We start from the raw sequence: 16,697 nt of genomic DNA, 5'->3' as shown, positions 1-16,697 counted from the left end.
CTGGACCAAACGGAGTGCGACATGACCCTTCGCCGCGCAACGCTGGCTGACCTGTCCGACATCAAGACCTGTGCCCGCGCCGCCTATGCCCAGTATGTGCCCCTGATCGGTCGGGAACCTGCGCCGATGGTCGCCGATTTTTCCGACCAGATCGCCCGAAACTGGGTCTGGGTTGCGCCACACACTGATGGGCTTGCGGGATACATTGTCTTTTTTCCCATAGGCGACGACATGTTTCTTGAAAACGTGGCCGTACATCCCGACTGGTCGGGTCAGGGCATCGGCCGCCAATTGATCACGCTGTGCGAAGACACCGCCCGCGCCAAGGGTCTTCGCGCGGTCACGCTTTATACCAACGCGGCGATGGTGGCGAATATCGCATTGTATCCGCGTCTTGGATATCGCGAAACCGAGCGTCGCAGCGAAGATGGCTTTGACCGGGTCTATTTCGAAAAGCCGCTGAACGCGCGCTGATCAGATATCCGAAAACAGATTGTCGGTCTCGATCAGATTGACGCGATCTTCGCTGACCGTGCCTTCATTGATGTCGCGGGTTTCGACCCGGCCATCGCTGTAGCCGATGATGACCTTGTCGCACAGATCAATGAACAACCCGTTTTCCACCACACCCGGCATCTGGTTCAGCGCCATGGCAAGCTGACGGGGGTTGCCGATTCGGATCAGATGCAGGTCAAGGATGTGATTGCCTTCATCGGTGCGGAACGGCTTGTCGCCGTTCATGCGCAAGGTGATCTTGCGCCCCATCACGTCAGCCGAGACCAGCAGTTCTTCAACCAGCATTTGGGTTGTGGTCCAGCCGAACGGGATCACCTCGATCGGCAGGGGGAACGCCCCAAGGGTACCAACCTCCTTGGCGGCATCCGCGATGATCACCACCTCTTCACTGGCAGCCGCGACGATCTTTTCCTGCAACAACGCGCCGCCGCCGCCCTTGATCAGATTGAGATTGCCGTCAAATTCGTCAGCCCCGTCAATGGTCAGGTTCAGTGTCTTTGCCTCGTCCAGCGTGATCACTTCGATTCCGACATCGCGGGCCAGTTCCGCCGTGCGGGTGGATGTGGGCACACCCTGAATACGCAGACCTTCATCGCGGACCCGTTCGCCAAGATGGCGCACGAGCCACGCGGCAGTCGACCCGGTGCCGAGCCCCACCCGCATGCCATTCTCTACCAGATCGGCGGCGCGTTTTGCGGCGACATATTTGGCCTTGTCGATGGGCGACAATTCTCCGGACATGGGGCAGCTCCTTGGGCAGATGTTGCCGCCTTATAGGCCGTCAAGAGGCAGGGGGCGAGACCGAATTGCCAAAGAAATGCGACCGACCGCTGCCGCTCCATCATCAGGCTGCATCCAGGACAAGGATTGCCCGCTTATTTGGTTGGACTTCGCCTGAATTGCGGAAAAAGCGTCTGCGGTGCCGGGACCGTTGGCGGGGCAAGCGCAGTGGCTACGACCAAAGGCACCTTTGGCATCATGACGGTATGCGCGGACACCAGATTCGGCATGAAGGCCCACGCCAGAATGGCCAAGGCCGCTGCAAACCAGGCGATTTTGTTCAGAGTCTGAAGCATCTTTGCCCCCAAATGAATGTCATCTTCGGCAAAGATGCCGCATCCGGGTAAAGACACGGTTAAATGCTGCGTTTTTTCGCCGTCACCCGCCGCTTTCGCTGCTTCTTGGTCATCTCGCCCGCGATACACCGCTGTTCATGAGCGACTTTGTCCTGCACCATGTCCCTGACAACGCAACTCTCCGGAAAGGAGCGCGATTTAACCATGTTTCTGTCTGTGTTCGACATGTTCAAGGTCGGCATCGGTCCGTCCTCATCCCACACGATGGGGCCGATGGTGGCCGCCGCGCGCTTTCTTGATCGGCTTCGCGCCGCTCCGTTCACCGCCAACGGCGTGCGCGCCTCGCTGCATGGGTCACTGGCCTTTACCGGGGTCGGCCATGCCACCGACCGCGCCACGATCCTTGGTCTTGCGGGCTTTGTTCCCGAAACCTACGACCGCGACGCGGCACAAGCCACCCTTGCCCGGATCAAGGAAAACAAGACCGTCACGCCAGACGGACTGCCACCCCTCACCTTTGACCCCGAGACGGACCTGACCTTTGATTTCGGCCCCAACCTGCCCGGCCACGCCAATGGCATGATCCTGCGCGCAACAGACGCCCAGGGCGACGTCATTCTGCAGGAAACCTACTACTCCATCGGCGGCGGTTTCGTGATGACGCAAGCCGAACTGGACGCCGGAAAGGATAGCGCAGACGGACCGGCCGTGCCTTACCCGTTCAAATCCGCCGCAGACATGCTTGAAATGGCGCAGATTTCGCACCTCACCATCGCCGAGATGAAACGCGCGAATGAACTGTCGCGGCGGTCGGTGTCTGACCTCGACGGCGGCATAAAACGTCTGTGGGAAGTGATGAACGACTGCATTGACCGTGGGCTGGAAAACGATGGCATCCTGCCCGGCGGGCTTAACGTGAAACGCCGCGCCAAGGGCATTCACGAGAAACTGCTGGCCGAACGCGGCATGAATCTCAGCCCGCCGCACACGATCAACGACTGGATGAGCGTCTACGCCATGGCGGTGAACGAGGAAAACGCCGCGGGTGGTCAGGTGGTCACGGCCCCGACCAACGGCGCGGCGGGCGTGGTGCCTGCAACGCTGCGCTACTACCTTGACCATGTGCCGGGGGCCACGACCAAGCGCATTCCGGACTTTCTTCTGACCGCCGCCGCGATTGGCGGTCTGGTCAAGTTCAATGCGTCGATCAGCGGCGCCGAGGCCGGGTGTCAGGCCGAAGTCGGCAGCGCCAGCGCCATGGCCGCCGCCGGTCTGTGCGCCGTGCTGGGCGGCACGCCTGAACAGATCGAAAACGCCGCCGAGATCGCGCTCGAACACCACCTCGGCATGACTTGTGATCCGGTCAAGGGGCTTGTTCAGGTGCCCTGCATCGAACGCAACGGGTTGGGTGCGATCAAGGCCGTGTCTGCAGCCAGCCTCGCGCTGCGCGGTGACGGCACGCATTTTGTGCCGCTCGATTCGGCCATCGAAACGATGCGCCAGACCGGGGCCGACATGCATGAGAAGTATAAAGAAACGTCGTTGGGGGGATTGGCGGTCAATATCCCGAACTGCTAAACACAGACCAATATTAGCGAAAATCGGCCAATTTTACGCCCGTACAGATGGCGCTGGGTGAGCGTTGACAGCATCGCACAACCAAGGGTAGCGTTTTGTATGACACAGGATCGTCCAACACTCGGAATTGCGCTTATGCTCGGCTTTTGCGTCGTCGCTCCGATGGGGGACGCAATTGCAAAGATCCTGTCGTCCGAGGTGGCGCTTGGCCAATTGCTGCTGGTGCGCTTTGCCATTCAGGCGCTGGTCCTGATCCCGATCATCGCCATGACAGGCCGGATCTGGCGCATGTCGAACCGCGTTCTGGGCCTGACGTTGGTGCGCACGATCCTGCACATTCTTGGAATCGGGATGATGGTCTCGGCGCTGTATTACCTGCCGCTGGCCGACGCGATCGCGATTGCCTTCGTGATGCCGTTCATCATGCTGCTGCTTGGCCACTATGTTCTGGGGGAAGAGGTCGGCCTGCGCCGCATGCTCGCCTGTGCCGTAGGTTTTTTGGGCACGCTTCTGGTGATCCAGCCCTCGTTCCAGGAGGTTGGCTGGCCTGCCCTGCTGCCACTGGGCGTCGCGGTCAATTTTGCGCTGTTCATGCTGGTCACACGCAAAATCGCCAAGGAAACGGACCCCATCGGCCTTCAGGCGGTGTCGGGTGTCATGGCTGTCCTCATGATGGCCCCGGCGATGTTCCTGATCCCCGGAATGACCGCCCCGATCCTTGCATGGGACAGCGCATTGGACAGCACCACATGGACGCTCTTGCTTGCCATCGGGCTGTCAGGGACGCTGGCGCACCTGCTGATGACATGGTCGCTGCGCTATGCGCCGTCCGCCACGGTTGCGCCGATGCAGTATCTTGAAATCCCGATTGCAACGATCATCGGCTTTGCCGTGTTCGGAGACCTGCCCAACACATTGGCGAGCGTCGGCATTGCGATCACCGTCGCCTCGGGCCTTTATATCGTGTTCAGAGAACAGGCCATAAGCCGTCTGCCCGGACCAGCGCCTGTTGTACCACGTCCCGCTCAGACACTGGCAGAATAACCAGCAACCCGGAGTCTTGCACCGTCAGCGATACCGGCCCATCCGCACGGTTCGACGTGCTCACGCGGGTTCCCGGCGACAGGGCGATCCCGTCGATCGGCCAACACAACCCCGTGGACACCCCTTCAACCGGCCGCATCGGATAAAGCGACACCCGGGTGCCCGCCGCCAGGGGCAGGTGCAGGCGCGGCGGAACATGCGCCACCACGTCGTGGTCTCCGACCAGAACAATGGCCCGATCCGGATAGCGTGCCAGCACCGTCATCGCCGCCAGCAGATGGTCCACCTGCCCGCCCAGAAACCCGATGCCGATGATCAACGGCGCGGCAATCGACCGCAGCGCCTTGTCGAAATCGGTGCTGTCCTGCTCGGAAATGTGGTAAACGGTCCCCGGCGGCATGGCGGCGCGCGTTTCCTGCGATACGGAATCAAGATCGCCGATCAACGCATCCGGCAACCGCCCGACGGCCCGAAGCCAGTCTGCTCCGCTATCAGCCGCGACAACGGTGTGAACCTCGGTCAATAGCTGCAAGAGCTGGGTATTGTCGCCGGTGGCACCACCGACAAGCAAGACTGGTTCGTCAGAGAAAACAATTGCATGATTCATGGCTGATTAATGGCGAAAGCCGAAACAGATCACAATCAGGTCACGAAATGATACCGTGCAAGGCACAGATTCGATGCTCTTTGGTCTTGGTAAACATGCTACCAAGACCATCGCAGAAGTTTGGAAAGCGAGTGTTTCTATGGTGAGTTCAAACAAAATACTCACGGTATCCTACGGTACCTTTTCATGTACGCTCGAAGGTTTTGACAACTCCTTCGATACCATGAAAGCGATTGCGGAGTACTTCCGCGATCTGGCCCAGGATGATCGATATTTTGGCGCTGAACCGCCGACCCCGGATGCAGAGATGCTGGCCCGGATTGCCGAGCGCGAGATCGAGCGCCGGGTCGAGGCACGCTTTGAAAAGGGCAACCTGGTTCTGCGCCCGACCGATGAAGCCGGACCGCCGCGAGGGGATGTCGCACCGGAACAATCGTCGGACGCAGCCTCCGTGGGCGCGACGGCTGGAGTGGCTGCTACCGCTCTGGCTGTCGCGAACACACCAAAGCAGTCCGCGTTTGTCGCCGCTGACCCGCAGGTCGAAGAGGCAGAAGAGGCAGAAGAGGCAGAAGAGGCACTGGATGACTCGGGCAGCCTGACGCTCAATGACATTCAGGTGCCAGAGCGTCCCGAGGTTGCGACAATTTCCGAAGTCGAAATGGCCGATGTCATCGCGGATGACGAATTCCTTGAAGACGAAGATGTGTCCATCGACTTGACAGACATCGACCTGTCGGACCTGTCACTTGAACCGGTCGAACAATATGCCATCGACGCCAATGACATTCTCAACCTCGAGGAAGACACTTCGGAAGAGTCGAGCATCGACGATCTGATCTCCGCACATGGCGCAAGATCCAACCGCCTTGCTGACGTGGCGGCAAAGGACATGGCACCCACCGAGATCGAAGACGTCGCCCCCTCGGCGGCGCCCGTCATCGACAGCGTCGCGGACAAGCTGCAGCGCATCCGCGCCGTGGTTGCCGCCAAATCGCAGGCCGCTCCGGAATACATCGAAGACGAACACGCCATGTCCGGCCCCGACGGTGACGGCGATGACGAAAACGATGTCATCGACGCAGATGCCGAAATCCCCGGCTTTGTCGACGCCACAGACGCGCGCGCCGAAACCGATGTTGCAATGGACGACGCGTCTGACGAGGACGACAATCTGTTCGCCGATACCATCGCGGCCGTTGTGAATGACCAGATCGACATGGATGAGGATGAATTCGAGGAGGATGCTGTCCTGTCCGATGCGTCCTTTGACGATGACGACGAAGATGAAGACGACACCGCCGTTGACAGTGCCGCCACAGACGCCCAACGCGAACTCGAGGCCCTGCGCGCCAAGATCGCGGCTCTCGAAGCACGGGCCGCCTCTGCACAGGCCGCGGCGTCGGATGTGACCGACGACGAAGACGATGAGGTTTACGCCGAAGACGACGATGAACCGCTGGTCCTCGAAGGCGCGGCAGAGATCGACGACGACATCGCCGAAGACGCCCGCGCACCGATCGTTGCGCGTGTCAGCAAGGCCAAGCGTTCGGATGTCGAAGCCGCTCTGGCTGCCGGTGAAATCGAGGAATACGACGAAGAGGATGAAGACGACGACATCGCCTCCGCCCCCGTTCCCAGCCTCGAAGACAGCTCGCTCACCCGTGAACAGGAAGAAGAGCTTGCCCGCGAACTCGCTGCCCTGCACGCCGAGATCGAAGAGGACGACGACTGGAACTTTGACGATGACGACGATGACGACAGCGCCGAAGACGACGATGCGCCCATTCTGTCCGAAGCAGACGAGGAAGAGGCCACCGCCAACATCCGCAAGGCAGTCAAGCTGACCAGCCCCGGCCGCGCCATGCTGACCGACACGTCAATCGAAGAGGACGACCATTCCGTCGACCGTCTTGCCGACAAGACCGATACCGAAATGGACGAACCCGAAGGCAACCGCCGCCGCAGCGCCATTGCGCATCTGCGCGCCGCTGTTGCCGCCACCAAGGCAGACCGTCTGCTGGGTTTCGGCAAGAAAACCGTCGATGAAGAAGTCCCCTATCGCGAAGACCTCGCCGATGCCGTGCGCCCGCGCCGCCCCAAAGTTACCGAAGCCCGGTCCGAGCGCCCCGCGCCGGTTCGTCCGGCTCCGCTGAAACTGGTTGCCGAACAGCGCATCGACGTCGAAGACCTGGCCCCTGTGCGCCCCCGCCGCGTTCTGCGCAGCACCGAAGCGGCGGCGGAAACGGCTGACGCATCGGCAGGCGATGACACGGGGTTTGCGGATTTCGCCGAAAGCCAGGGCGCACATACCCTGCCCGAACTTCTGGAAGCCGCCGCAGCCTACATGTCGTTTGTCGAAGGCCGCGATCAGTTCTCGCGTCCGCAGCTGATGACCAAACTGCTTCAGGCCGAAGGCGAAGCCAGCTCGCGCGAAGAACGCCTGCGCAGCTTTGGCCAGCTTCTCCGCGAGGGCAAAATCCAGAAGATGGGCGGCGGCCGCTTTGCTGCTGCCGACACCATAGGCTTCAAACCGAACGCACGCGCAGCTGGTTAAGACCGCCCACCAGACAAAAAACAAAGGTCGGACCCGACGGTCCGGCCTTTTTTTGTGCCGCGACAGGGCCCGGTGACATCCCCAAACGCGATGTCACGCTCTACAATGCTGATCAGAACCCGATCACCGATCCGCGTCCGGATCTTCCTGCCCAACCCCCATGAAGACGAACTTGAACGGAAACGCCCACAGGACACCCAGCCCCACATAGACCAGCAGTTCGATCAGAACCGACGGACGGTCCAGCCAGTTGATCACCGTCACACAGGCGACGATATAGACGGGCAGCCCCACCAGCAGGATCACCAGCGACCAGCGTTTGCGTGCCTTGTAGCTCAGCGCCATCTGCGCCCCCTTTTGCCTCAGTCCGCGAACGGATCGGTCACGAGGATCGTGTCCTCCCGTTCGGGTGACGTGGAAAGTAGGGCAACCGGGCAGTCGATCAATTCCTCGATCCGACGCACATACTTGATCGCCTCGGCGGGCAGATCGACCCAGGACCGCGCGCCTTCGGTGCTTTCCGACCAGCCGGGCATCTCTTCGTAGATCGGGGTGCAGCGCGCCTGTTCGTCGGCTGCCGTGGGCAGGTAATCGTAGTGTTTCCCGTCCAGCTCGTAGCCGACGCAGATTTTCAGCGTTTCGAACCCGTCCAGAACGTCGAGCTTGGTCAGGGAAATCCCGTTCACGCCGCTGGTCACGCAGGTCTGGCGCACGAGGCAGGCATCGAACCAGCCGCAGCGCCGCTTGCGCCCGGTGGTGGTGCCGAATTCATGCCCCCGCTCGCCCAGCTGCTGACCGTCTTCGTCGTGCAATTCCGTCGGGAACGGGCCTTCACCCACGCGGGTCGTGTATGCCTTGACGATGCCCAGCACGTAATCAATCGCGCCAGGCCCAAGGCCGACCCCCGTCGCCGCCTGTCCAGCAATGACGTTGGAGGAGGTGACAAACGGATAGGTGCCGAAGTCGATATCCAGCAATGCGCCCTGCGCGCCTTCGAAGAGGATGCGCTTGCCGGCCTTGCGCTTTTCGTTCAGCACTTTCCACACAGGCGCGGCAAAGGGCAGGATCTCGGGCGCGATGGCCCGCAGTTTGGCCAGCACAGCGTCGCGGTCTACCGGTTCCAGCCCGAGGCCACGGCGCAGCGCGTCGTGATGCACCAGCGCGCGGTCCACCCGCAGCTCCAACGTGGCGTTGTCGGCAAGGTCCGCCACGCGGATCACGCGGCGGCCAACCTTGTCTTCATAGGCCGGACCGATTCCGCGCCCGGTGGTGCCGATCTTGGCGACCGAATTCTGGTTTTCGCGGGCGCGGTCCAATTCCCCGTGGAAGGGCAGAATCAACGGCGTGTTTTCCGCGATCATCAGGTTGTCCGGAGTGATCTCGACGCCCTGTTCGCGGATCGTCGCGATCTCGGACATCAGGTGCCACGGGTCCAGAACAACCCCGTTGCCGATCACCGAAAGCTTGCCGCCGCGCACCACACCCGAGGGCAGCGCATGCAGCTTGTAGACCTTGCCGTCGATCACCAGCGTATGACCGGCATTGTGACCGCCCTGAAAGCGGCAGATCACATCCGCCCGCTCGGACAGCCAATCCACGATCTTGCCTTTGCCCTCGTCGCCCCACTGGGCACCCACGACCACCACATTCGCCATGTCTATAGACCTTTGCTGGAGTTCCATCCGTCAAACCCGCGCCCGTATAGTGCGCAAACCGGACAGTGGGAACCGGTTTTCCGTTCAAATCGCACCACACGGCAAAAATCGATCCCAACGGCGGTTTGCGGGCGGGCCACATCTGCCCGTTTGCCACAACCACACGCCGATAAATGACACGCCCTCTGGACAGGCCGCCCCGGTTCGGGCCATCACACCGCAGAAGTGACGACGAAAGGGCGAACATGATGGGATTCCTGCTGCGCTGGCTCTTTGCGTTCTGCCTGGTCACCGCCACCTACAATCCGACGCCCTACAATTTCACCCGCTGGGCCATGACCGACGGGCAGGACCAGTTGTCGATCACCGTGCTGGCAGGGCTGGTTCTGTTGGTGGGCTACATCATCTACCTGCGTGCCACGTTGCGCTCTATCGGCGCGTTCGGCATGGCGCTGATTCTGGCGCTTGTCGGCGCGCTGCTTTGGGTCGCCTATGATTTCGGCTATCTTGACTTGCAGAACCGCAACATGACCGCCTGGATCGGCATTGTCGCGCTGTCGCTGGTTCTGGGCATCGGCCTCAGCTGGTCCATCGTGCGCCGCAAACTCACCGGTCAGGCGGACATGGACGACGTCGACGAATAGTCCCTTCTTCCTGTTCCGAATAGGCCAACACGGGTTGCACGACGCTTCACTTGGCCTTAGATACCCCCCATTCACGAAAGCCATCCGGGACTGTCATGGAAAACGTCGTTCTCACCATCCACCTTCTTCTTGCGCTCTCGCTGATCGGCGTCGTGCTGCTGCAGCGCTCTGATGGCGGGGGACTCGGGGCCATGGGTGGCGGCGGCGGTGGCTCGGTCAGCAGCCGCAGCGCGGCAACCGGGCTGGGCAAGCTGACATGGGTGCTGGCGATTGCTTTCATCTGCACGTCTCTCGCCCTGACCATAATCGCCGCGCAGAACGCATCGGGCAGTTCCATCATGGACCGCCTGACCCGCGACGGCAGCGCCCCTGCGACGGAACAGGCGGACGATCCGCTTGCCACGGATGGTCTCTTGCCCCCTCCCTCGTCCGGCAGCACCGACGCACCAATTGTGCCGCGCGCCGACTGACACGGGCCTGATCCAACACACCGACGCGCGGTCCAAACCGACCGCGCGTTTTTCTTTGCACCATGGGGCCACAATCCCTTGAGGTGCGCCAATCTGACGTAACATCATCTGGGGGTTCAGGCTTGCGTTTCGCTGCCGAATCCTTTACCGGTCAAATCCCGTGATACTGCGCGCCCCGGGCTGCGCAGGTTGCATGATTTGCAGGCGCTTCGCGGGAGGTTTCACCACATGGCACGCTTTATCTTCATCACCGGCGGCGTGGTGTCTTCGCTTGGCAAGGGCCTCGCCTCTGCCGCCCTTGGCGCGCTGTTGCAGGCGCGCGGCTTTTCCGTCCGTCTGCGCAAGCTTGACCCGTATCTGAACGTCGATCCCGGCACGATGTCGCCGTTTGAACATGGCGAGGTGTTTGTCACCGACGATGGCGCGGAAACCGATCTGGACTTGGGCCATTACGAACGTTTCACCGGCGTGCCGGCCCGCAAGACCGACAGCATCAGTTCCGGGCGCATCTACACCAACGTGCTCGAAAAGGAACGGCGCGGCGACTACCTTGGCAAGACGATCCAGGTGATTCCGCACGTCACCAACGAAATCAAGGACTTCATCTCGATCGGCGAAGACGAGGTGGATTTCATGCTCTGCGAAATCGGCGGCACGGTGGGCGACATCGAAGGCCTGCCCTTCTTCGAGGCGATCCGCCAGTTTTCCCAAGACAAACCGCGTGGCCAGTGCATCTTCATGCACCTCACGCTTCTGCCCTTCATCAAGGCCTCCGGCGAACTGAAGACCAAGCCAACCCAGCACAGCGTCAAGGAACTCCGCTCCATCGGTCTCGCCCCCGACATCCTCGTGTGTCGCTCCGAAGGCCCGATCCCGACCAAGGAACGCGAGAAACTGGCCCTGTTCTGCAATGTGCGTCCCGATTCCGTGATCGCCGCGCAAGACCTCAAGTCGATCTACGAAGCGCCGCTGGTCTATCACCGCGAAGGGCTGGATCAGGCGGTGCTGGACGCGTTCCAGATCACCCCTGCCCCCAAGCCCAACCTCCAGAAATGGGACGACGTTGCCGACCGCATCCACAATCCCGAAGGTGAGGTCACGGTCGCCATCGTCGGCAAATACACCCAGCTTGAAGACGCCTATAAATCCATCGCAGAGGCGCTCACCCATGGCGGCATGGCCAACCGCGTGAAGGTCAATATCGAATGGGTCGATGCCGAGATCTTCGAACGCGAAGACCCCGCGATCCACCTTCAGGGCTACCACGCCATCCTTGTCCCCGGCGGATTTGGCGAACGCGGCACCGAGGGCAAGATCAAGGCCGCCCAATTCGCCCGCGAACACAACGTGCCCTATCTGGGAATCTGCCTTGGCATGCAAATGGCGGTGATCGAAGCCGCCCGTAACGTCGCCAAACTCCCCGATGCCGGGTCCGAGGAATTCGATCACGAGGCCGGGAAAAAGCGGTTCACACCCGTGGTGTACCACCTCAAGGAATGGGTGCAGGGCAACGAGAAGGTCAACCGCAAGGTCGATGACGACAAGGGCGGCACCATGCGCCTCGGGGCGTATGACGCCGTGCTGAAAACAGGCTCACGCGTGGCGGGTATCTATGGCACCACCACAATCGACGAACGCCACCGCCACCGTTACGAGGTCGACATCAAGTACAAGGACGCGCTGGAAAAGGCGGGCCTGTGCTTTTCCGGCATGTCCCCGGACGGCCGTTTGCCCGAGATCGTCGAATGGTCGGATCACCCGTGGTTCATCGGTGTGCAGTTCCATCCCGAGCTGAAGTCGAAACCGTTTGATCCGCACCCGCTGTTCAAGGATTTTGTCCGGGCGGCGAAGGATGTGTCGCGTTTGGTTTGAGTGTTCATGCAAGAGGTACTTTGCAATTATATTCACCGCGCCAACCGGTCATTGGCCGTCGATCCGCCATCATTCCTCGGTAATCAATCATGTAGAACACAAGCACCTCTACAAGCCACTGCGATGCAAGCCATACTTCATGAAGCTCAAAACCTTCTAGTTTGAAAGACTTGTCAGCATGCACTATTGAGTTTCGCGTTTCCGAGAAGACGTCATAATCGTCATAATTATTAAATGATTTTAGCTTTTTTCTTATTCTCTTCGCCTTGGAGAGTGGGGTGTCACGAAGACCACAATATCGAGTGCAAGCTCTCATTTTGTCTGCCATTGTTGTGCGTGGGCCAAGTAACGAGCTAGACCACCCCGCCTCTTCGCGGAGAATGTAACTCACTAGAACCTCCAAAGCGCTATAAGATGCTATTACCGCCATCTCTAGGCTCGAATCCCTTATTGCATTAGATGTTCGGTAGAAGTCAGTTGCATAAGTAACTGGTGATGTTTTGGGTTCGCTTACGAGAAATTGCATATATCGTTCTGAAAAATCGCCAGCATCCTTAAATATCTCAATATCAAACCAATTCTTATGATGCGTTAATGGGTCACATCGAATAAAGCCAATGTAATGTGAAGAAATAACCTCATCCTTTGACAACTCGCCATGTCCAATAGAAACGCCAATTCCACTTATGAAGGTGAGTGCTAGGGATGCAAGGTAAGCCTGCATTCTAGCCACATCAGGCATAACGGTTGTACCGTTTTCACAAAAGACAGTCAGAGTTCCACTGGCGATAACCTTTTTTTTGCACAAGCGCGGGTCTTTGAGGCATTCACGCACCTCATCAAACATTGAGTATTCAAATCGGAAGTCACCTGATCTCCACTCTAAACTTCGATTTGAGAAAAAGACATAGGGTCCATTCAAAACTACAAAAGTAGCTTTATCAATAAGGCCAGAGTCACCCCAAAGAAATGGCTCTGTCCTTGGCGAATATATAGCGCTCCACTTGTCCGAAAAATCCATAGTAGTCTTAATCTGTATAAATTCTTCTGTGATAGCTATATTCTTAAATGAAATCTTTTGATCGCCTTGCGCAGAAGCATAATCATTCATAGAAAATTGTGCGAAAAATCTAGGATCGTAGTTTTGGTCATAGCAAAAGTTTACTAATTCTGGATTAAGCGTATTTTCGCCATACACAAATAGAAAACCTGATAGCTCCAAAGATTTTTGAATTTCCTCATCTGAAGAGAACCTGTGAGGTGAAAACATGTTCGCGCCCAAACTAGAAAAGGTTAAAAATTAGGTTACATAAATCAAAATAGTTCGCAACCCCAGGTGTTTTTTTAACATCACCTATTTTCAAACTCAGCTTCATTCTTTCAGCAAATCCAGTTTGTAACCACCACCCCCGCACAAATCCCCCTACCCGTTCCCCGCCATCTGCCCTATCACCACCCCATGCTGTCCTACCAACACCTCTACCACGCGGGCAACGCCGCAGATGTCCACAAACACGCCGCCCTTGCGCTGGCGCTGGACTACCTGACCCGCAAACCCAAGCCGTTGACCTATCTCGAAACCCATGCGGGCCGGGGTCTCTATGACCTCGACGCCCCCGAAGCGGTCAAGACCGGAGAGGCCGCGCAGGGGATCGCGCGGTTGCGCGGCGGCTTTCCAAAGGATCACCCCTATCTCAAGGCGCTGAATGCCCAGCCGGATCGGCTCTATCCCGGCTCCCCCGCCATCGCCCGCGCATTGCTGCGGCCCGAGGACAAGCTCCACCTCGCCGAACTGCACCCGCAGGAATATGACGCGCTTCGCTCCAACCTGCGCGATCCGCGCGTGACGAGTTACAAACAGGACGGCCTCGCGCTGGCCCAAAGCCTGTGTCCACCGACACCGCGCCGCGGCCTGATGCTGGTCGACCCCAGTTACGAGATCAAGGCCGACTATGCCGCGCTGCCGAAATGGCTGGCCGCGATCACCCGGAAATGGAATGTCGGCGTGGTGATGATCTGGTATCCGATCCTGACCTCCGGCGCTCAGGCCCCGATGCTGCGCGCGCTTCAGGGCGATCACACCGATGCGCTCACCCACGAGGTGCGGTTTCCCCCGGCCCGCGACGGCCACCGCATGATCGGATCGGGCCTGTTCATCGTGAACCCGCCTTATGGCCTCGGACCAGACCTCAAACGCCTGTCGGCGCTGTTCAGGGCGCTGTGATGCTGCGCGCGACCCTCGTTCTGGTCTGCCTGCCTGGCCTTGCCACGGCCGCAGAGCTGCGCAAGGTGCCCTATGACGACCTGCGCTCTCAACCCCACCGGATCGAGACCTTCGACAGCCTGCCCTCGGTCACAGAACCCGGCATCAATTTCGACCAGCACTGGCGCGCGCCGGGCCTGTCCATCGCAGAGCGGTTGCTGGGTCAGGGTCTTGGGGAAACCGACACCGACTATGGCCGCTTTGACAGGTTGACCGGCCTTCCCGGTGCGCCGCCCCGCGTGATCCCCGGCGCGTCCGGCCAGAATTTCACCATCGCCCATCACGACGGATTTGGCTCAAACGCGCTGTTCCCGCTTGGTCCGGTGGGACTTGCCGGGGCTGATGGCCGGGGCGAAGGCAGCATCGCGATGACCTTTGATGATCCGCAATTCGCCTTTGGCTTGCGGGTTCACGCCGAATACCCCGATCCGCTGGGCCAGCGCCCGATGCCGCGCGCGGCCGAAGTGGCGCTTTATGACGTCAACGCGCGGCTGATCACCCAGTTTGTGCTGCCGCTGGGGCGCGGCGTGATCTCGCTGGCATGGCGCAGCGGCTATGGCGTGGCGGCGGTGACGATCCAGAACACCGATCCCGGCGGCATCGCCATCGACGACATTCTCTACGAGGTCGAGGATCTCTCGGGATAACGCCCATTGGCGAACCGTCCCGCACGGCATATATCCCTCTTATGTTTGGTGATTTCCTCAAGCGCCTCACCGCGCCCGACCCCGCCCCGTTGCCCGATGCCGATGCGCGTCTGGCCCTGACCGCCCTGCTTGTCCGCGTCGCCCGCACCGATGGCGAATACGACGAAAGCGAGAAAACCCGCATCGACAGGATCGCCGCCACCCGCTATGGCCTGTCGCCGTTCGAGGCGTCGAAACTGCGTGGCGAGGCGGAAGTGCTCGAATCCGAAGCCCCCGACACCGTCCGCTTTACCGGCGCGATCAAGGACGCCGTGCCCTACGAAGACCGCATCGCGGTGATCGAGGCGCTGTGGCAGGTTGTGCTGGCCGATGGCGTCCGCGAGGCCGAGGAAGACGCGCTCTTGCGCCTCGTGTCCAAGCTGCTTGGCGTCAACGACCGCGACAGCGCGTTGGCGCGGCAACGCGTCGACACCACATGACACGCGCCAGCCTGCCGATGTACTGGCGGGACGAGAACGCGGCGCAGTGGCGCGAGTTCTGGTCGATCCTGCAAGACTGCGCCGCGCGCGAAGGCTGTCCGCTCCCGGACCTCACCGCGCCCGAGGATTTGCCGACCGACTGGCACGACCATTGGCGCGCGCCCGATCTGGCCCTGTCGATGACCTGCGGCCTGCCGTTTCGCACTGCCCTCAAGGATCGGGTCAGCTATGTCGGCACTCTGGGGTTTGGGCTGAACTGCACCGAGGGTCATTACCATTCGCGCGTGATCACAGGGCGGCCACCCGATGATACGGGCCGGACCAGCCCAGCCGACGGTCTGCGTCTCGCCTACAACGCAGCCAACAGCCAATCCGGCTGGGCTGCCTCGCAACAGGCCGCGCCCTTTGCGTCCGCCCCCGCATTCGCCGGTTTTGTCGAAACCGGATCACATGCGGCATCACTGGCCGCCGTGGCAGAAGGTCGGGCCGACATCGCCTATATCGACGCCGTTACATGGCGCCTGCTGAAACGCCATGATCCGAACGCGTCCCGCGTCCATGTCGCGGGTCACACCAAACCGACGCCGGCTCTTCCGCTGATCACCAGCCTTGGCACCGACCCCACCCCCTTGCGCGCGGCGCTGACGGCGGCGACCACGGCGTTTGCACCCGAAGACCCGTTCGTACTGGGTGGGCCAATGTCCTTTTGCGTGCTGGACGCGCAACGCTATTTCGCAGAGCCCATTCCCGCGCCGCCGCCCGGGTGACGCAGGGTCACACAGGGCAATCCGGCAAATTCTGCATTGCATCGTTGCGCCTTTTGGCCCCATCTTCGGGTGCAACGTCGATCTCAGCCGTCAGGCCCACCTGTGACAGAAACGCCCGTTCTCGAAATCCGCAACCTGCACAAGCAGTATGGAAGTCTTGAGGTCATCAAAGGCGTCGACATCACCGCGCATCGCGGGGACGTGGTGTCGCTGATCGGATCGTCCGGATCGGGCAAATCCACCATCCTGCGCTGTGCCAACCTTCTCGAGGACAGTCAGCAGGGCGATATCCTGTTCAAGGGCGAAGCCGTGCATTGGAAAGGCAGCGGCCTGGGCCGCCACCCGGCTGACCCCAAGCAGGTGCTGCGCATCCGCACCAATCTCAGCATGGTGTTCCAGCAGTTCAACCTGTGGGCCCATATGACCATCCTGCAAAACGTGATGGAGGCCCCCGTGACGGTTCTGGGCCGTGACCGGTCCGAGGCCGAACAGGCGGCGCGCGGCTATCTCGACAAGGTCGGCATC

17 protein-coding genes are annotated in these 16,697 nt (G+C 60.4%); 12 read left to right on the top strand and 5 right to left on the bottom strand.

Annotated elements, in window-relative coordinates; translation table 11 throughout:
* Positions 1-21: 21 nt before the first annotated feature.
* Entirely contained in the window at positions 22-474 is a 453-nt protein-coding gene (locus tag ACTIEN_RS10385; protein ID WP_439523061.1) for a GNAT family N-acetyltransferase, read from the top strand.
* Here ACTIEN_RS10385 and rpiA read toward each other — a convergent pair whose 3' ends face one another.
* A complete protein-coding gene (gene rpiA, locus ACTIEN_RS10380) occupies positions 475-1,257 on the bottom strand; it encodes a ribose-5-phosphate isomerase RpiA (RefSeq protein ID WP_439523060.1) in 783 nt (260 codons plus the stop codon). It abuts the gene before it with no gap.
* Between the two features lie 539 nt (positions 1,258-1,796).
* On the opposite strand from rpiA, the gene ACTIEN_RS10375 reads away from it, so the two are divergent.
* The gene (locus ACTIEN_RS10375; RefSeq protein WP_439523059.1) at positions 1,797-3,170 is read left to right on the top strand and encodes an L-serine ammonia-lyase; all 1,374 of its coding nucleotides are present in this window, start codon (positions 1,797-1,799) and stop codon (positions 3,168-3,170) included.
* A 99-nt stretch (positions 3,171-3,269) separates the two neighbouring features.
* Positions 3,270-4,214 carry a DMT family transporter gene (locus tag ACTIEN_RS10370; RefSeq protein ID WP_439523058.1) on the top strand — a complete coding sequence of 315 codons (945 nt, stop codon included), beginning with the start codon at positions 3,270-3,272 and terminating at the stop codon, positions 4,212-4,214.
* Here the strand turns inward: ACTIEN_RS10370 and ACTIEN_RS10365 are convergent.
* A complete protein-coding gene (locus ACTIEN_RS10365) occupies positions 4,138-4,821 on the bottom strand; it encodes a thiamine diphosphokinase (RefSeq protein ID WP_439523057.1) in 684 nt (227 codons plus the stop codon). The genes ACTIEN_RS10370 and ACTIEN_RS10365 overlap by 77 nt on opposite strands.
* Positions 4,822-5,044: 223 nt before the next feature.
* Here ACTIEN_RS10365 and ACTIEN_RS10360 point away from each other — a divergent pair, with 223 nt between their 5' ends.
* Positions 5,045-7,375: a hypothetical protein gene (locus ACTIEN_RS10360; RefSeq protein WP_439523056.1), complete on the top strand. Its 2,331-nt coding sequence runs from the start codon at positions 5,045-5,047 to the stop codon at positions 7,373-7,375.
* A 123-nt stretch (positions 7,376-7,498) separates the two neighbouring features.
* Here ACTIEN_RS10360 and ACTIEN_RS10355 read toward each other — a convergent pair whose 3' ends face one another.
* Both ACTIEN_RS10355 and ACTIEN_RS10350 read right to left on the bottom strand, forming a co-directional pair.
* Entirely contained in the window at positions 7,499-7,720 is a 222-nt protein-coding gene (locus tag ACTIEN_RS10355; RefSeq protein WP_439523055.1) for a DUF2842 domain-containing protein, read from the bottom strand.
* Between the two features lie 17 nt (positions 7,721-7,737).
* Complete coding sequence (locus ACTIEN_RS10350; protein ID WP_439523054.1) at positions 7,738-9,030, bottom strand: adenylosuccinate synthase; 1,293 nt, start codon at positions 9,028-9,030, stop codon at positions 7,738-7,740.
* A gap of 248 nt (positions 9,031-9,278) precedes the next feature.
* Here ACTIEN_RS10350 and ACTIEN_RS10345 point away from each other — a divergent pair, with 248 nt between their 5' ends.
* The 3 genes from ACTIEN_RS10345 (at position 9,279) to ACTIEN_RS10335 (ending at position 12,016) form a co-directional block, all read left to right on the top strand.
* Complete coding sequence (locus tag ACTIEN_RS10345; protein ID WP_439523140.1) at positions 9,279-9,674, top strand: DUF6524 family protein; 396 nt, start codon at positions 9,279-9,281, stop codon at positions 9,672-9,674.
* Positions 9,675-9,769: 95 nt separating this feature from the next.
* Positions 9,770-10,144, top strand: a complete 375-nt coding sequence (gene secG / locus ACTIEN_RS10340; protein ID WP_439523053.1) for a preprotein translocase subunit SecG — start codon at positions 9,770-9,772, stop codon at positions 10,142-10,144.
* A gap of 228 nt (positions 10,145-10,372) precedes the next feature.
* A complete protein-coding gene (locus ACTIEN_RS10335) occupies positions 10,373-12,016 on the top strand; it encodes a CTP synthase (protein WP_439523052.1) in 1,644 nt (547 codons plus the stop codon).
* A 4-nt stretch (positions 12,017-12,020) separates the two neighbouring features.
* Here ACTIEN_RS10335 and ACTIEN_RS10330 read toward each other — a convergent pair whose 3' ends face one another.
* A complete protein-coding gene (locus tag ACTIEN_RS10330) occupies positions 12,021-13,286 on the bottom strand; it encodes a hypothetical protein (protein ID WP_439523051.1) in 1,266 nt (421 codons plus the stop codon).
* Between the two features lie 189 nt (positions 13,287-13,475).
* On the opposite strand from ACTIEN_RS10330, the gene rlmJ reads away from it, so the two are divergent.
* The 5 genes from rlmJ to ACTIEN_RS10305 all read left to right on the top strand — a co-directional run.
* Complete coding sequence (gene rlmJ / locus ACTIEN_RS10325; protein WP_439523050.1) at positions 13,476-14,240, top strand: 23S rRNA (adenine(2030)-N(6))-methyltransferase RlmJ; 765 nt, start codon at positions 13,476-13,478, stop codon at positions 14,238-14,240.
* Entirely contained in the window at positions 14,240-14,926 is a 687-nt protein-coding gene (locus ACTIEN_RS10320; RefSeq protein ID WP_439523049.1) for a hypothetical protein, read from the top strand. The genes rlmJ and ACTIEN_RS10320 overlap by 1 nt, the downstream gene beginning before the upstream one ends.
* 41 nt (positions 14,927-14,967) lie before the next feature.
* On the top strand, positions 14,968-15,405 hold the full coding sequence (locus tag ACTIEN_RS10315; RefSeq protein WP_439523048.1) for a TerB family tellurite resistance protein: 438 nt from the start codon (positions 14,968-14,970) through the stop codon (positions 15,403-15,405).
* On the top strand, positions 15,402-16,172 hold the full coding sequence (locus ACTIEN_RS10310) for a PhnD/SsuA/transferrin family substrate-binding protein (protein ID WP_439523047.1): 771 nt from the start codon (positions 15,402-15,404) through the stop codon (positions 16,170-16,172). Before ACTIEN_RS10315 ends, ACTIEN_RS10310 begins: the two co-directional genes overlap by 4 nt.
* A gap of 102 nt (positions 16,173-16,274) precedes the next feature.
* On the top strand, positions 16,275-16,697 hold a 423-nt coding region (locus tag ACTIEN_RS10305), incomplete at its 3' end, for an ATP-binding cassette domain-containing protein (protein WP_439523046.1).

It is taken from the genome of Marivita sp. (assembly GCF_051859345.1).
Classification (GTDB): domain Bacteria; phylum Pseudomonadota; class Alphaproteobacteria; order Rhodobacterales; family Rhodobacteraceae; genus Marivita.
Note: the sequence above shows the minus strand (reverse complement) of the source record. Positions and strands in the feature narration are given on the sequence as shown.